The following is a 15,554-nucleotide window of genomic DNA, read 5'->3' on the forward strand; positions in this document are numbered from 1 at the left end:
CACCCGCTCCCGACGCTCTTGCTCCCGGGCAGTGAACCCGCCCCCCTGCGCGTATCGCACCCCAATGTCGTACCGCAGGGATCAAGGTCCGTCACCACCTACGACAAGGCGAGTTCAACCTGAGTAGGCGAATGGCTCGGCGGCCTCCAGATGATGAATACCCATCAGGACATTCAGCCCGATAGCATCCCATTCGACCTGGCGGCCAGATCGCCCTGTTCGACTTCGACCACGCCACTGCGGCGAAGGACGCCAGCGACTTCATCAAGATCGACCGTTGGTGCCTCACCTCACCCGAGGACCGTAGACAGCGACTGGATGCCTAATGGCTGCAGCGCGCCCAGCCGGCGGACCCGAGGTTAGAGCAGCGCTTCGCCTTCCACCGCCTGGTAATCCGCCTCTCGTACTTCCTGCACCGGCACGGCCGCGACCCCACCCATATCCCCGGCGGCGTCAAAGCCCTGCGAGACAAACCGGAGTGAGCCATGACCGCAACCGAATCCACCGCCCCCGCCCCGGCCCCCGCGCCGGTCGCCGGCCCTGGCGTCCAGGTCGTCGCAGCCCTGCTGCGACGTGGCGACCAGATCGTCCTCGTCCAGGAACAGCACGACGGGCAGGAGATGTGGTCCATCCCCGGCGGCGGAGTCGAACGCGGCGAACTCCTCGGGGAGGCCCTCATCCGCGAGGTCCGCGAGGAGACCGGCCTGCGCCTGGCGACCGTCGGCCCGTTGGCCTACCTCGTCAACACCACGACCACCCGCTACCCCTCCACGGTGGTCCTCGCCTTCGACTGCACCGACTGGGACGGGGAGATCGCCGTCCACGACCCGGACGGCAAGGTCACCGGCGCTGTCCTTCTGCCGCTGGAGGAGGCCAGGAAGGTCCTGGGCTCCTCGTCAGCCTCCCGCCCCGAGATCGAGCCCCTGCTGGAGTACCTCGCTGGCTCAGTCGCCGGCCGCGTGTGGTCCTACCGCGACGACCGGCCCGCCGACTGACCTGCCCGGGGCACATCGCCCCGGGCCACTGGGAACCATGACGCTCACCCACGACATCGACTTGTCCATAGCCGCGATCGACCCGTTCGGCGCCGACGCAGTGATGCGGGGCCCTTCCACATGCCAGCATCGTGGCCGACCCCTCTGGCTCCGCATCCGAGCGATGCGGCTCTACCAGCACGCCTCCAGAATCCTCGACGAGGCCGTCGGGGCCACAGCGGCGGCGGTCATGGGAAGGCAGTGCAGTAGCGAGGCTGGCTCCTCGTCAGGAATGGCGTGGACCTCCGAATCGCTCCACGCAGTCGGGTCCGCGAACCCCCGACGAAACTACATGCGCTCGCCGGGCTTGTCTGCCTGGAGGGATGGCCTCCGCCACTCCAGTCGTCGCGACCGCCAGTGGCGGCCCCCTCGCCACCATCCGACCCGACGGGCCCCGGCCGACCGGGTGGCTCACCGTCCCGGGTGACGCCGAGGACCTGCGCGCCACCCTGCTGGACGCCCTTACCCATCCCGGGGAGATCGAACGGCGCGGACGCCACGCTCGCGACTTCGTCGTCCAGCAGTACTGGCGCACCATCGCTGACCGATACGCGCAGATGGACGACGCGGTGCTGGCGAGCGTCCGCGCATAGCAGCCACCACCCTCATGGCCGACTGGGCCTGCCGCGTTCAGGCTGGACGGGATCGGCCGGTCGGAAATCCTGCGCGTGAGTGAACGGCTCAGCTGCGGGCGGCCAGCTCCGTCCCTCCAATGAGGACGATCGCCCAGAAGGCATGTCTCGGAGGCGAACGCCATGGCCGGGGTAGCGACACTCGCTGCCCCGGCGACGGCACTGAATCAGGCCGAACCGCGGACGGTCGTGCGTCCCACACTCATGTAGGTCAGGTCGAGCGCGGCCATCCGCTGCGGGTCGAGGAGGTTGCGTCCGTCGAAGACCAGGGGACGCGCCATGACGGCCGCCGCCTGGTCCCAGGCGACGTCCTGGAGCTCCGGCCATTCCGTCACGATGATCGCCGCGTCCGCGCCGGTCATCGCCTCCAGCGGGGTGGCACAGCGTGTGGTGGACGACCAGGGCGCGGTGTCGAGCTCGCGGACCAGCGGATCCCAGCAGCGGACCGCGGCGCCCTCGGAGAGAAGCCGAGAGGCGATGATCGTGCTGGGTGCCTCTCGCATGTCGTCCGTACCGGGCTTGAACGCCATGCCGAGCAGGGCGACAGTCCTGTTGTGGAAGGCACCGCCCAGCTCGTCCTTCAACCGCTGGATCGCGCGTCGTGGCTGCAGATCGTTCACCTCGATGACGGAGGTGAGCAGCTGGAAGGAGTACCCGGCGTTGCCGGCCATGGCACGAAGCGCACGGGAGTCCTTGGGGAAGCACGAGCCGCCCCATCCGACGCCGGGCCGCATGAAGTGCGGGCCGAGGCGGTGGTCGAGCCCCACCGCGCGGACCACGTGTTCAACGTCGGCGCCGGTCGCCTCGCAGATCGTGGCGATCTCATTAGTGAAACTGATCTTTGTAGCCAGCAGCGCGTTGGCGGCCAGCTTCACCATCTCCGCCGAGCGGACGTCCATCTCCGCGATCGGGCCGTCCACGCCCTCGTGCAGAAGGGCGACCAACTTCGCCGTCTCGGGATCGTCGGCGCCGATCACCACCCGATCAGGGTGCATGAAGTCCCGCACTGCCTGGCCCTCGGCGGTGAACTCGGGGTTCGACGCGTACCCCACGTCCTGGAGCCCGGCCTCGTCCATCGCGGCCCTGACCCTGGCGCCGGTGCCCACAGGCACCGTGCTCTTGACCACCACCGCCGCCAGATGACGAGCGTCCCGCAGGGTCTCGATCACCTGCCAGATCCTGGACAGGTCTGCGTCCCCGGACGGCGTCGGGGGCGTGTCCACGCACACGTAAACGACGTCAGCGTCGCGGACAGCCTCTTCCGCGTCCAAGGTGAACGTCAGACGGTCGGCGTTCTCCGCGATCAGCGACGCCAGTCCGTCCTCATGGATCGGGATCCTGCCACCCTGGAGGAGCTCGACGCGCTCCCGCTGGATGTCGCGAACGACGACCTTGTGCCCCAGCTTCGCGAAGCAGGCGCCCGTCACGAGGCCGATGTAGCCTGCACCGAAAACCGCGATTCGCCGTTGTCCCAGCATCGGTTCGTTCACCTTTCCGGCCTCGAGACGCTTCGCCCATCAGCCGCATCTGACCATAGAGCATGTCGCGGGCTACGTCTGGCGGAGAGTGCTCGTGATGCGGCTGTCCTCGGGGGGCGCGCAGACCAGCGTCTTCTGCGAGGGCTGGCCGCGGGACTTACGGGCCGACGCTGGAGGGCGGGCGGTGAGGTGACGATCGAGCAGCGAGTTCCATTGACTCGCCTGTTCGGTGGTCAGGACGGGCAGCGCCACGCACCTGAATCGAGGGAGGCCGAGATGCCGAGCTGGACCCCGTGGACCGTGACCCACGTCGTCACCACCGCCGACCGCAGGTTCGGCCCGTACCTCGATGACATGAACGACTTGCTCGACCGCGCCGAGCGCAACGAGTGGATCCTCAAGCCGGGCCTCAAACCCGTCGGTTCGGCCGACGAGATCCGCGCGGCACTGCGTGACTGCGCCTCCTACGAGCTGTGCATCATCGACCTCCCCGGCGCGGTCGACGAGACCGGCGGGGCCTGGCTCGGCGTGCATCCCGACGGTGATTTTGTGGATCTCGTCGAACTGGCGAGCGGCACCTGGAATGCCGCCGCAGTCGTCCTCACCAACTGTCATGGCTCCCGCGACGCTTTCTGGGAGCAGCTGCGCCGGATCAACGCCCGGCCGTTCACGGCCGTCGGACACTTCGACGCCGCCGGGATGGACGATCACACTCCCGTAGGGGCGGTCACTGCCATCTTGAACCAGGCCGACGGTGGCGACGAGTACCGGGCCTTCGGTGCGGCCTGGACGTTCCTCGGGCCCGATGTCACCCGACCCTGCCGATCCTGGGCCGTCGAACTCCTGACGCCGGCCACGGCGTCAGCGCACTGCCCGTGACCCCGCCCCGATCCTGGAACACTACGATCAAAGAAGGAAGTTGATGGCGGCACTCGAGCGAGTCGACGTGGCGTACGCCCTGGTCACCGATCCCACCGGAGAACGGGTACTCCTCACCAAGGACAGGCGCACCGGACGATGGGGACTACCAGGCGGTCGGCGCGAGGACGGAGAGACCCTGCCCGAGACAGCCGCCCGCGAAACTCTGGAGGAAACCGGCGTGACCGTAGACGTCGGCCCCCTGGTCCACTTCGGTGAGCGGCTCGCCGCCGTGCATGACCTCTTCGCGGTCTTCCGTGCGACCTACGTCCATGGCGAACCAGCCGCAGCCGGGGACGAGGACATCAGCGAAGCGACCTGGGTCGCTCGCCCCGCCGCCGAAGCGCACCTGCCCTGGTTCGACGGAGGCCTCGCCCCGCTGCTCGCCGCCGAGGGCACCGTTCACCACACCGACCGGTCCAACCCTCCGACTCCCACCTCAGCGGCGGAGCACGCCGCACCGGGAGTCGTGGCGCTGACCGGCGGGCGCATGACGGCGGGCATCGTCCGTGACGGCGCCACAGTCCGCCGTCCCTCCACCCCCGCTTCACCCTTCGTCGCCTCCCTCCTCGGATTGCTGGAAGCCCGCGGCTTCGACGGCGCGCCCCGCTACCTCCGGCGAGAGGGCGCGACGGACGTCCTCAGCTACCTGCCCGGGGAAGTCCCGTCCAGGTTCCGCACGTGGTCCGACGAGCAGGTCGCCGCCGCCGGCGCTCTCCTGCGCGCCCTGCACGACGCGACCCGCGGCAGCGCGCTCGCGGGCCGGTTCCCCGTGGTATGCCATCACGATGCGGGCCCGAACAACACCGTCTTCCGTGACGGCGTCCCGACGGCGTTCATCGACTTTGACACCGCGGCCCCGGGCTCCGAACTCGAGGACCTCGGGTACATGGCCTGGACCTGGTGCATTACCTCCAAGCCGACGGCTCCGACGGTCGACGACCAGTCCGCGCAGGTCCGGGTGCTGGCGGACGCGTACGGGCTCGGGGCCCGCGGTCGCGGCGCGCTGGTCGACTCCATCCTGGAACGGCAGATCCGCAACGCCCGGTTCTGGGCAGAGCAGGAACTTGCTCCCGGAGAGGCCCCCGCCGACAGGGCCGTGATCGCTCAACGCATCGCATGGAGTCGCTGCGAGCACGACTTCGTCAACGCTCACCGCGCGATCTTCGAGGCAGCTCTGAGCTGACCGTCCTGAAACCGTAGTGCGCCGGTGGTGCGCCGAGGCGGCGCCAGGCGGCGGTCTGCTGCGGCGTGAGGTGTCCCGGCAGCACGATGTACACGTCGCTCTGAAACTGGCTGCGGGAAACGGGAGTTGGCATCTCCAGTGTCCGCGTGAAGCGAATCGGCTCGGGCACGGGCAACTCGTTGTCCGTGCCTGGAGCCGCCCGGGTGCCCCGACATTGGTGAGCACCGGGCTCCGCCTGGGTCCTCTGCTGCTACGACTCCGGGCGGCCGACGGACGCGACAGCGTTTGCGGGAAGGCCGTCACGTAGCAGCGGGAGGTAGTTGCGCGGCTCCTGCAGCAGGCTGCCGCCGAGGTCCGGGTCGGGCCATAGGGACCGGTCAGCGAAGGGGATGCCGAAGTACGCCACACCCGCGCCGTCGCTCCAGGTCGGATCGACGGCCGTACCGTCCGCGGAGGCGCACCAGCCGTGCGCGATCGGGACGACCTGCCCAGCGTCGACGGCGCCGAAGCCCTCGACGTACAGCAGGCCCGCGTTGTCCCGCGCGGTCCGCGACGCGTTGGCGTAGCAGTAGCGCTCTTCCAGTCGGCTGATCGCCGGCGGAAGGGCAGCCGGTATGAACCAGCGTCCGTGTTCGAGCAGCAGGTGGTAGGGCGAGCGGTACCGCCAGCCGCTGGTTCCATGGGCGGACTGCTCGCTCAGCTCCGCGCTCAGGCGGAGGTAGGCCAGGAGCGATGCCTCGGCGGAGCGCGGCCCGTTTCCGATGTGGGCGGTGGCCGGTGTGGCAGTCACGGCTCTCCTAGGTGTCGAAGGTGACTCTGCGGCCTGCTGCGAGCGCAGGCCGCAGAGTCAGCCTCTCTCGTCCAACCCATCGTCCGGCTGCACTCTCTCAGCTGGTGCCCGGGTTGTCAGGCTGCCGCCTCGACCGCAGCACCACGGTGGACCTTGGTGTTGCCGTTGGAGAACGAGACGGTCACCTTCAGGTGATCGCCGAGCCCGGAACGCAGCCGCGCGCTGGTCCACTCATGCACCCACCGCGCCAGCCACTGCTCGTCCGTCCGGGGCTCCGACGGCTCCACCAGGCTCCCGACATCCTTGAGGTACAGCGGACCGTCGAACTCCTCCAGCAGGCCTGCGGCGATGCGCAGTTCGGTGGTGTCCTCGTCCCCGATCTCCTGCTCCGGTACGGCCAGCTCCAGCGTGATGGTCACGTCGTGGCCGTGGGCCCGGGACTCCCAGTGCCACCTGGGCATCAGCGGCAGGCAGTGGTAGACCGCGACCTCGGCGGTATGGCTGATCGTCAGCATCTCTTCTCCCCCATGCTGGGACGTCCCGCAGGAGAGTCTGCCAGGGCGAGGTTGCCTGCGCGAGTACATCCACCGAGCCGCCGTTGACCGGCCGGTCTGCCGCACTTGGGCCGGGCAGGAGCGCGGGGTCGGACGTGTTGAGGGCTGCGCCGATGACGGCACAGGCGCCGGTGCTCGTTCCTGCCGGAATCCGAGTCCGGAGCGAACGGGGAGGACCCCCGCTCGGTCGTAGCGTGGACGGGGTTGCACTCAACTGCGGAAGCGCAAGGTGCCACGCTGACTCGTCCGCCGGCAGGCGGAGTGAACGGACCGGGATGCCAGCGCGCGACGGGTAGCGTGGTGCGCATCGGCATTGAAAGCGAGCGAGACGCCTCGGCGGCGTCGGCGACGGGAGTTGCGGGGATGCTCGAGCGGTGGGACTACCAGGACGACCATCAGCATCCGATGGTCGCCCTGTATCCCGGTGCATTCGCGCCGAGGGCGTGCGTGCACGCGCACGTTGTCGGCGCGAACGCGCTCGGCGAGGTCCTGGCCGTCCATGTGACCCGATACCCGCTGGTCGAGCCGGAAGAACTGCAGTCGGTGGAGCTGCCGCGCACCCTCTGGCGGCACACGTTCGCGGTCGTGCCACCTCGCTGGTCGGAGATCGAACCGACCCTGCGTACCCGCACCTCGCCGGAGCACCGCTCCAAGCTGGAGCAGGCGCTGTACAGGCAGCAGCGCGTGGTGGAGTCCGCCTCGGTGATCGTGGCTCGGGCGACGCCCGAGTCCGAGCCGCCGATGATCCTCCTGGATACCCTGATGCGCCGGCATCTGACGGCGGAGGTCGTCGGTGTGCTGATCGACGACCGGACCTGCCTTGTAGGGGTTCGGGCCCGCCGATGGAACAACATCCTCGGCACCCGCGGTTACGCGGTCACGGTACGAGCCGACGGCCCGAAGCCAGGCCCGTTGAGCCTGTATCCGTCGGCGATCTACGGTTGGTCCCGTTGGTGGTACAGCAACGCGCTCGAGTTCGCCGACCGTCGGGTGGAGCGGGACGAACTTCCCCCGCCCCCGCCGGCGCTGGACATCGTGGAGGCGTGGCAGCCCTACCGGCTGGCGCTCGAGGAGCCGGAGCGAACCGACTGGCCGCAGCTGCCTGAGCGCGGCGACGACTTGCGGTGGGACCTCGACGCAGGCGACCTGTAGCATCCGGCAGCCCATTGGCCTGCCCGTCCATAGGCCGTCGGCCTCAGCCGGATAGCACGGGGGTGGGCTTGCGGAAAGCCCGTTCCAGCCAGTCCAGGCCCCAGTGCAGCGGTACGCCCGGGTAGTCGGTCAACGCGGCCGGCACCTCGAACATGTCCGGCAGCGGAACGTGCTCACGCATCAGGCGAGTCGCAAGATCCGAGAGCGCTTCGTCGTTCCCGGACACGATCTGCTCGGCCAACAGTCGCTCCACCTGGGCCTTGTCGGTGATCAGAGGCCGCACGTCGGCGAGTGCGTCCGCGGTCGGCCTGGCGCCCTGCTTCCGGACGAAGAGCAGCAGCGCCAGGCTCTCCAGCCCGTAGCCACCGTGGGAGTCGTACGGTCCCGTGTCCGGGGAGTAGTACGGCTCGACGAGTTCCGCCGCTCGCCGAACACACCACCGCCACGCGACCGAGTCGCTGCGCAGAGCAAGCTCGCTGGCCCGCCGCCACAAGGCCGTCTTCTCACCCTCGCGTGCTTCACCCACGCCACTTCTCCCCTCGGTGAACCGATGCGTCCACTATGGAGGGTCTACTGTACGGAGGTGCCCCGTTCCGGGTGAGCGCCTTGACCCGCGGGGCGACGAACCGATCGCCGACCGGGGTGTGGCCGGACGCCTCGCGGGAACGCCGTGCCGGTCGGAAGTCTCCGGGGGGCGGACGTCCGGTAACCAGCGTGGCGCGGAACTGGCCGAAGTACGCGTGGGGCCACCGGTGACCGGGATGAGGACGACTGGTCACGCGTGGCCTACGACGGTCATCATTCCGTGCGGCTCGGCGCCCGGTACCGAGGTCACGTGTGTTGGAGGGCTTGGGTGATGAGGGCGCGCGCCTCGTCGCCGTACACCGCGGACTGCTGGAGCAGGTCGAAGGCGCGATGGAAGAGTTCGACGCGATGGTCGGTGATCGTCTCGCCGCCGCGGAAGCCCTCGACTTCGACGCGGGTCTCGTCGTGAATGCCGAATCCGTCGCCGGGGTAGACGGCGAGGCGGGCGCGGGCGGGGATGATCCCGAGCGTGAGACCGGGCCAGGACAGAGCGTCGTGGAGGCGTTCGAGCTGCGGGCGCATAACCCCGGGCCCGCCAATACCGGTGAGCAGGGTCTGCTCGCCGAGCAGTACGTGGTAGGTGCGCCCACCGGACCCGATGTACTGGGCGCGGGCGACGCGCTCGGCCGCACCGGCTTCGACGTCCCGCGGGGTGCCGTGCAGGTCGACGACCAAGCGCAGGACCTCCTCGGCGTACGGCAGGGTCTGCAGATTGCCCCAGACGATGTTCGGACTGTAGCCGAGGTAGTGGGTGGTGCTCTCGACCAGCCGGCGGAACGCGGCCTGGACTGGTCCGGTGCCGCTCTGGAGCGGCGCGGGCCAGTCCGGCTGAGGCACGGCCGACGCGTGCGCGGCGGCGGGGTCGGGAGCAGAAGCGGTGCGGTCGGTCATCGGGCGCTCCTTGTTCCGGACAGGCGTGAGGTTGGTGAACGTAGCCGTCGGGCGCACTGTGCCCGGCTGCTGGCGCAGGTGCGGGGCTGCCGGCGCCGGCGCGAGGGCGGGGCCGGTGATCAGCGAGATGCGTCGCCGGGCGGAACAGCGGTGGTGCCGGCGGTGAGTGGGATCGTCGCCACCGGGTCCCACGACAGCTCCCAGGCCATCTCGCCATCGGGGCGAGGCTCTTGACGGAACAGCACATCGAGCAACTGGACGGAGGTGAAATGGACGCTGGCGTGGCTGGGGGAGATCCGCCGCAGCACGGTCTGCAGCGCGTCGGACGACGCCTCGGTCCAGGCGTATCCGAGCGACATGTGCGCCCTGCCGCCGTCGTGCAGCAGCGCACCCGCCCCTCGCACCTCGCGGATCGCGTCCCTGACCCGCGACTGCAACTCGACGAGGTTCTCGTCCGGGGACAGATCGAGGAACGCCCCGGCACGGTTGGCGATCGGGGAGCCGGCCAGGACCTCCAGCGGGCTGAGACCGGCCAGATGCGTGCGCAGGGCGGCAACGAGCTGCTCGCGTTCCTTCTCGCCGATCTTGTCGGACGTGGTGTCGGCGACCATCTCGAGAGTGCAGTGCAGGGTGTCGCTACCCATCGCGGTGATCGGGTACGGGCGCATCGCCTCATGGCACTCGGCGACTGTAGGCCCGCATTCGGAATGTCCCGTTCCGTCGTGACGACCTGAGCTTTCCCGACTGTCTCATTCCAGGGACACGGCACTTCTGTCTCACGATCTTGGCCTTCTTGTGCAGTCCCCGGGTCCCTCGGGTGGTTCAGCGCAACTGCCCGGCTCCAGGCCTGTCAGAAACGACTCCAGGTCTGGGAACTGGCCGACGCACATGCCGCGCACCGGGCGCGGATACCCAGATCGCCCCGCTGCCGATGTTGCTCTCGTCAACCTTTCCCGTACTCAACCCGTCACCCCTTCGCAAGAGGTGGCCAGATGTTCGACAAGCCGGTGGCCTCGGCACTACAAGGCCATTGACGCAAAGTAGGACGAACGGCGTCGGATTCAGGTCAGTCGACGCTGATCACTGGAGATTCGCTCCGACCTGATTCCCGGTGTGGTGGGATGCGTGGGTTGGGTAAGGCACGGGATGAGAGACCGGGGCGGATCCGGCCAGGCAGTGGGGAGTGTGTAATGGCGCCGGTCGTGCTGGTGCACGGTATCTTCAACTACGTTCGCGGAGCGACGCCCGACCAAGCGGCTCTGCGTCGGCTTGCAGACTGCCGTCCGAAGCTGGCTGAAGGCCTTGGGCGTCTATCAGTGGACGTGCCGGAGCTAGTGATGGCTTACTATGCGGATCTCCTACGGCTTGACCTGCCCGAGCAGGCGCAGGCGACCGGAGACGACGCGACCTTCGATGATCTCACCGGCGGGCAACGGGCGGAGGCGGCGGAGTGGTTGGCCACAGCAGGTGCTCCATTGCCGCCGGATCCGCAGAACGTGGGGCTGGCGCCGCTGCGGCAGATGCTGGGGTGGCTGATCGGCAACCGCGGCGGCCACTTGGTGAGCGCGGTCCGGGAGCAGACGATGCGCCGCGTGGAGCGCGCAATCGTGACGAACCTGCGCGAGGTGGAGGCCTACACCTCCTGGTCGAACCGACGCCAGCTGGTACGTGAGCGTATTGCCGCAGTGATTCGGCGCGAGCAGCCAACTGTAGTGGTCGCGCACTCGCTCGGCTCCTTCGTCACCTACGAGACCCTGCACGCCTTCCCTGAGCTGGAGGTGGAACTGCTGGTGACGGTCGGCTCGCCACTACGCGTCCCGTCCCTTTCGCGTCGACTGGAGCCGGGGCTGCGTGGTGGGCGGGGTGCCAGTCCTGCAGGGGTGGAGCGGTGGATCAACATCGCCGATGTCGGCGACCTCGTTGCGATCCCCCCGAAGCTGGGAGAGGTCTTCCCGGTCGACTTCGAGGACACCTGCGACAACGGGCTGGGCTCCCACGGGTTCGGCGGGTACCTGGCAAGCGGCTTGGTAGCGGCGGCCATCGCCCCCTATCTTTCCTGACGTTTCATCAGTTTCGAGCGCGTCTTAAGGTCTACGGCGGCTCGGGCCGGCCGTTGATGCTGGTCCTGGCAAGCAGTGTTCGAGCCGTCTCTGTGACGCGGCAAGCTGCACGCGACAAGAAGCCGCAGTGATGAGGCAGACGGGGGTCTGGTGGTACGGGCGTTGGTGGCGGGTGTCGGGGACTTCTCCGATGCATACGTGAGCGAGGATGACCAAGCTGACGGTGTCGAGGCGTTCTCTTCGCTGCCAGCTGTCAAGGAAGCAGTTCAGGCGCTCGCGTCCGCCATGAACCGGGCTGGTGTTGTGACCGAGGGCGACCCGCTGCTGGAGTGCGATGAGCACGAGTTCATGGAGCGTTGGAAGGAACTACGCAGGCGCAACGGCACCGGCGAGCCACTCGTCGTACATTTCGCCGGCCACGGTGCCCAATCAAAACAGAGCAGAAATCTGTACCTGGCCATGTCTGGTGGCGAAGCCCGCGATGATCTACTGATCGACACGTGCGTTAGCTTCGGGCGCCTCCTGGAGGAGGCAGAGAACAGCGGCCGTCCGGTGCTGTTTCTTCTCGACGTGTGCGAGGCTGGGCAGGCCATCGTCCAACAACAATTGATCGATCTGGCCGCTCGCAGACGACAGGACGCCCTGCGGAACGTATGGATCATCGGGGCCTGTACGAGCGACTCCATCACTTACGGCGCCCGCTTCACCACCGCCACCGCCGAGGTCCTGCACCAGCTGGTCGACGGAAACCTCGACATCAGCCCGACGATGAAATACGTACCCATCGATACCCTGACCTCCGCCATCGACCGCGAACTAGCCCGGGCCGACCGCGCCGCCCGACGCCCTGGGCAGGCCCTCGTGCGCACCCCGCACATTCAAGCCGTTCCGGAGCCACAGCCGTTCTTCCGCAACCCCTCCCATACCCACGATCCCCAGGCCGGCCTGCTTACTGCGATGAACCCCCGGCTGCGCGAGTTCGCACTCGGCTGCGCCCCCGGCCTCGACCCGCTGCACTTCGCCACCAGGGCCGCCGGAAATCCCACCGCGAACAGCATCCACTTCTCCGGCCGACGTTCCCAGCTTCAGCGCATCCAGAACTGGATCGACAATCCCGACGGCACTGAGGGTCGACTGCTGGTGGTCACCGGCGGCCCTGGGAGCGGAAAGTCCGCACTTCTCGGCGTCACCGCCTGCCTGCTCCATCCCGAACTTGAATCAATTGGTGATCAGGTTGGCCCCACAGTCGAGCATTTCGCACCCCGTATGCCGTCTACCGTTCTGGCGGTCCACGCCCGCCAGCTCTCCCTTCAGCAGATCACCGAATCCCTGCGCCGCCAGCTCCACCGTCAGTCCGCCGGCCAGATCCGCCCTCACGACGGCTCACACGAACAGAGTGCGGAGTCCCCAGATCATATGGGTACGGCAGCCCTCCTGCGGGACCTGCGGGATGTCAACGACGTGCTGGTGGTCCTTGATGCCCTCGACGAAGCCATCGACCCGACCGCCGTCCTCAACGAACTCCTCCTGCCCCTGGCGGGTGCAGCCGACAGCTCTACGGCAGTGAGTCCCCGGGTTGTGATCGGCACACGGCCCTGGTGGGACACCCTTACCACCTTGCGCGACCACCTGGCTGACCATCACGGCACGGTCCTTAATCTCGACCCCTCCACGGATGAAGATCGCCGCGTCCTCGCCGATGATCTCGACGACTACCTGCGCAAGCTTCTCCCTCGCCGCCGCTATCCCCGCCCGGGCATCCGGCACATCGCAGACGCGCTCGCCGCGTACAGCGACAGTGGTGCCTTTCTCGTCGCGGCCCTCTACGCCGACCACCTCTTGACCAGCAACCATGACATCAGCGGGCCTCCGCCCCGCACCATCACCGAGGTTTTCAACCTCCACATCCGATCGCTCACAGCAAACGACCCGTGGGTCCTGCCCGTCCTCACGGTCCTTGGCCAGGCCCGAGGCCAGGGCATGCCCCTCGACCTCATTCACGCCGCAGCCCTCGCCCACCAACCGCCCTTCCCACACCAGGCAACACCCCACCTCAGCGACACTCGCCGCGCCCTCACCAAAGCCGCCTTCTACCTGCGCACCGCATCCGACACTGACCAGCGACTCCTCTACCGCTACTTCCACCAAGCACTAACCGACCACACCAAGTCCCAGAGCGACCCGGCAGTCATTCATCACGCCCTCATCAGTACAGTCGCCACCGACGGCACCCCCAACTGGTCCCACGCCCAGCCCTACCTGCTGCGCCACGCCGCCGACCACGCCGCCATCGCAGCCAACGGCGCTCTCGATCGGCTCCTCGCCGACCCGCAATTCCTGGTCCATGCGGAACCGGACAGCCTCACCCCCCTGCTACACCGCGCAACAACCGGGCAAGCCATCCTCAACACTCACATCTACCGGACCACCACCACCCACCACCCCTTGCGCCGGCATAGGCATACACGACGCAGCCTCCTTGCGCTCGACGCAGCCAGTTGGCAGCAAGTCGACCTCGCCAGGGCAATCTCCAATGTTGCGCTTGATGGCCGTCCCGCCAATGCGGTCCCGCTATGGGCCACTCGTCAAACTCATCCGGCACGCCGGCATACTCTCCTCGGTTCGACCAGCCCAGTGCGTGCCGTCGCCACCGCGATCCGACCCGACGGCACCCCCCTCGCCATCACCATCGACCGCGACAGCGGCAGCGCGATTGTCTGGGACCTGACCACCGGAGACCGACTGCACATCCTCACGAGCCCTACCGGCCCGGTGCTCGCTGTCGCCACCGCGATCCGACCCGACGGCACCCCCCTCGCCATCACCACCAGCAACAACGAGATCGCAGTCGTCTGGGACCTGACCACCGGCACCCACCTGCACAACCTCACGGCTGAGAACGGCTCGGTGAGGGCTGTCGCCACGACGGCACGAGCCGACGGCACCCCCCTTGCGATCACCGCCAACCGCGACAGCGGCACGGCGACCGTCTGGGACCTGACCACCGGCACCCAACTTCACGCCCTCACCAGTCACGCTGGCTCGGCGAACGCTGTCGCCACCGCGACACGAGCCGACGGCACCCCCCTCGGCATCACCACCAGCGACGACGGCACGGCTATCGTCTGGGACCTGACCACCGGCGCCCACCTGCACACCCTCACCACCAGCGAACGGTTGATGCGTAGCGTGGCCGTTGCAACTCGCCTTGACGGCAGCCCACTTGGTTGCGCTTCGGATAGCAATTACACCGCGACCGTCTGGGACTTGGAAACCGGCGCCCACCTGCACACCCTCAGCGCCGGTTGGGTACGCACCTTGACGACGGTGGCCCAGGCGGGTGGGATGCCCCTCGGCATCACCACCAGCGACGACGGCACGGCGACCGTCTGGGACCTGACCACCGGTAATCGACTGCACATCCTCACGAGCCCTGCCGGCCCGGTGCTCGCTGTCGCCACCGCGATCCGACCCGACGGCACCCCCCTCGCCATCACCACCAGCTACGACGAGACCGCCGCAACTGTCTGGGACCTGACAACAGGCACCCGTCTGCACACTCTGACAGGACACACAAGCCCAGTGCGGGTTGTCACCACCAGTTCCTCTTCCGATGGCGCTCCGCTGGCCATCACCGCCAGCGATGACGGAGCCGTGATCGTCTGGGATTTGAGGGTTAACGCTCGGCTTCATACCCTCACCGCACACCACCGCGCGGTAAATGCCGTTGCCGTTGCCGCTCTTCCCAGCGCAGGTCCGATCGTCATCACCGCCAGCGAGGATGGCACCGCAATCGTCTGGAACCTGGCAACAGGCGGCCAACTGCGGACCCTCAGTGGCTACTCCGGTCCGGTGAGCGCGGTCGCCACCACGATCCGACCCGACGGCACCCCCCTCGCCGTCATCGCGGGCGCCAGCCGAACCGTGACCGTCTGGGACCTGACAACCGGTACTCAGCTGTCCGCGCTCACCGGCCACGCCAGTCCGGTGAGCGCGGTCGCCACCACGATCCGGCCCGACGGCACCCCCCTCGCCGTCATCGCGGGCGCCAGCCGAACCGTGACCGTCTGGGACCTGACAACCGGTACCCAGCTGTCCGCGCTCACCGGCCACGCGAGTCCGGTGAGCGCGGTCGCCACCACGATCCGGCCCGACGGCACCCCCCTCGCCATCACCACCAGCTACGACGGCATCGCGATCGTCTGGAACCTGGCAACAGGGGGCCGACTGCACATCCTCAGGGGTCACTCCGGTCCGGTGAGCGCGGTCGCCAC

13 protein-coding genes are annotated in these 15,554 nt (G+C 68.3%); 7 read left to right on the forward strand and 6 right to left on the reverse strand.

Annotation, left to right across the window (positions count from 1 at the left end; translation table 11 throughout):
* Nucleotides 1-485: 485 nt before the first annotated feature.
* Nucleotides 486-995 (forward strand): NUDIX domain-containing protein, encoded by a 510-nt coding sequence (locus QSK52_RS34735; RefSeq protein WP_285740242.1) that lies wholly within the window; start codon nt 486-488, stop codon nt 993-995.
* A 362-nt stretch (nt 996-1,357) separates the two neighbouring features.
* Nucleotides 1,358-1,627, forward strand: a complete 270-nt coding sequence (locus tag QSK52_RS34740; protein ID WP_285740243.1) for a glycosyltransferase — start codon at nt 1,358-1,360, stop codon at nt 1,625-1,627.
* Nucleotides 1,628-1,833: 206 nt separating this feature from the next.
* Here the strand turns inward: QSK52_RS34740 and QSK52_RS34745 are convergent, their stop codons facing one another.
* Nucleotides 1,834-3,156 carry a UDP-glucose dehydrogenase family protein gene (locus QSK52_RS34745; protein WP_285740244.1) on the reverse strand — a complete coding sequence of 441 codons (1,323 nt, stop codon included), beginning with the start codon at nt 3,154-3,156 and terminating at the stop codon, nt 1,834-1,836.
* 177 nt (nt 3,157-3,333) lie between these two features.
* On the opposite strand from QSK52_RS34745, the gene QSK52_RS34750 reads away from it, so the two are divergent.
* A complete protein-coding gene (locus tag QSK52_RS34750; RefSeq protein ID WP_285740245.1) occupies nt 3,334-4,023 on the forward strand; it encodes a hypothetical protein in 690 nt (229 codons plus the stop codon).
* A 43-nt stretch (nt 4,024-4,066) separates the two neighbouring features.
* Nucleotides 4,067-5,248: an NUDIX domain-containing protein gene (locus QSK52_RS34755; RefSeq protein WP_285740246.1), complete on the forward strand. Its 1,182-nt coding sequence runs from the start codon at nt 4,067-4,069 to the stop codon at nt 5,246-5,248.
* Between the two features lie 250 nt (nt 5,249-5,498).
* On the opposite strand, the gene QSK52_RS34760 is transcribed toward QSK52_RS34755, so the two are convergent.
* Both QSK52_RS34760 and QSK52_RS34765 read right to left on the reverse strand, forming a co-directional pair.
* Nucleotides 5,499-6,038: a hypothetical protein gene (locus QSK52_RS34760; protein WP_285740247.1), complete on the reverse strand. Its 540-nt coding sequence runs from the start codon at nt 6,036-6,038 to the stop codon at nt 5,499-5,501.
* A gap of 116 nt (nt 6,039-6,154) precedes the next feature.
* Complete coding sequence (locus QSK52_RS34765; protein WP_285740248.1) at nt 6,155-6,553, reverse strand: hypothetical protein; 399 nt, start codon at nt 6,551-6,553, stop codon at nt 6,155-6,157.
* A 336-nt stretch (nt 6,554-6,889) separates the two neighbouring features.
* Between QSK52_RS34765 and QSK52_RS34770 the strand changes: the two genes are divergently transcribed.
* Nucleotides 6,890-7,744 carry a hypothetical protein gene (locus QSK52_RS34770; RefSeq protein WP_285740249.1) on the forward strand — a complete coding sequence of 285 codons (855 nt, stop codon included), beginning with the start codon at nt 6,890-6,892 and terminating at the stop codon, nt 7,742-7,744.
* Between the two features lie 43 nt (nt 7,745-7,787).
* Here QSK52_RS34770 and QSK52_RS34775 read toward each other — a convergent pair whose 3' ends face one another.
* The 3 genes from QSK52_RS34775 to QSK52_RS34785 all read right to left on the reverse strand — a co-directional run bounded on the left by QSK52_RS34775 (nt 7,788) and on the right by QSK52_RS34785 (nt 9,888).
* Nucleotides 7,788-8,270 carry a hypothetical protein gene (locus QSK52_RS34775; protein WP_285740250.1) on the reverse strand — a complete coding sequence of 161 codons (483 nt, stop codon included), beginning with the start codon at nt 8,268-8,270 and terminating at the stop codon, nt 7,788-7,790.
* Between the two features lie 305 nt (nt 8,271-8,575).
* Entirely contained in the window at nt 8,576-9,220 is a 645-nt protein-coding gene (locus QSK52_RS34780) for a DUF5753 domain-containing protein (RefSeq protein ID WP_285740251.1), read from the reverse strand.
* 119 nt (nt 9,221-9,339) lie between these two features.
* Nucleotides 9,340-9,888: a hypothetical protein gene (locus QSK52_RS34785; protein ID WP_285740252.1), complete on the reverse strand. Its 549-nt coding sequence runs from the start codon at nt 9,886-9,888 to the stop codon at nt 9,340-9,342.
* Between the two features lie 522 nt (nt 9,889-10,410).
* On the opposite strand from QSK52_RS34785, the gene QSK52_RS34790 reads away from it, so the two are divergent.
* Together QSK52_RS34790 and QSK52_RS34795 are read left to right on the forward strand one after the other, a co-directional pair.
* Entirely contained in the window at nt 10,411-11,280 is an 870-nt protein-coding gene (locus tag QSK52_RS34790) for a hypothetical protein (protein ID WP_285740253.1), read from the forward strand.
* A gap of 198 nt (nt 11,281-11,478) precedes the next feature.
* Nucleotides 11,479-15,554 (forward strand): WD40 repeat domain-containing protein (locus tag QSK52_RS34795; RefSeq protein WP_285740254.1); only part of this gene is annotated, 4,076 nt, incomplete at its 3' end.

The sequence above is a fragment of the Kitasatospora phosalacinea genome, from assembly GCF_030268885.1.
GTDB classification, from domain to species: Bacteria; Actinomycetota; Actinomycetes; order Streptomycetales; family Streptomycetaceae; genus Kitasatospora; species Kitasatospora phosalacinea_C.

Bases quoted from the DNA above. Each gene is read 5' to 3' on its own strand.
- QSK52_RS34780 (WP_285740251.1), bottom strand. From the start codon at position 9,220: ATGACCGACCGCACCGCTTCTGCTCCCGACCCCGCCGCCGCGCACGCG.
- QSK52_RS34790 (WP_285740253.1), top strand. From the start codon at position 10,411: ATGGCGCCGGTCGTGCTGGTGCACGGTATCTTCAACTACGTTCGCGGA.
- QSK52_RS34765 (WP_285740248.1), bottom strand. From the start codon at position 6,553: ATGCTGACGATCAGCCATACCGCCGAGGTCGCGGTCTACCACTGCCTG.
- QSK52_RS34785 (WP_285740252.1), bottom strand. From the start codon at position 9,888: ATGCGCCCGTACCCGATCACCGCGATGGGTAGCGACACCCTGCACTGC.
- QSK52_RS34740 (WP_285740243.1), top strand. From the start codon at position 1,358: ATGGCCTCCGCCACTCCAGTCGTCGCGACCGCCAGTGGCGGCCCCCTC.
- QSK52_RS34735 (WP_285740242.1), top strand. From the start codon at position 486: ATGACCGCAACCGAATCCACCGCCCCCGCCCCGGCCCCCGCGCCGGTC.
- QSK52_RS34755 (WP_285740246.1), top strand. From the start codon at position 4,067: ATGGCGGCACTCGAGCGAGTCGACGTGGCGTACGCCCTGGTCACCGAT.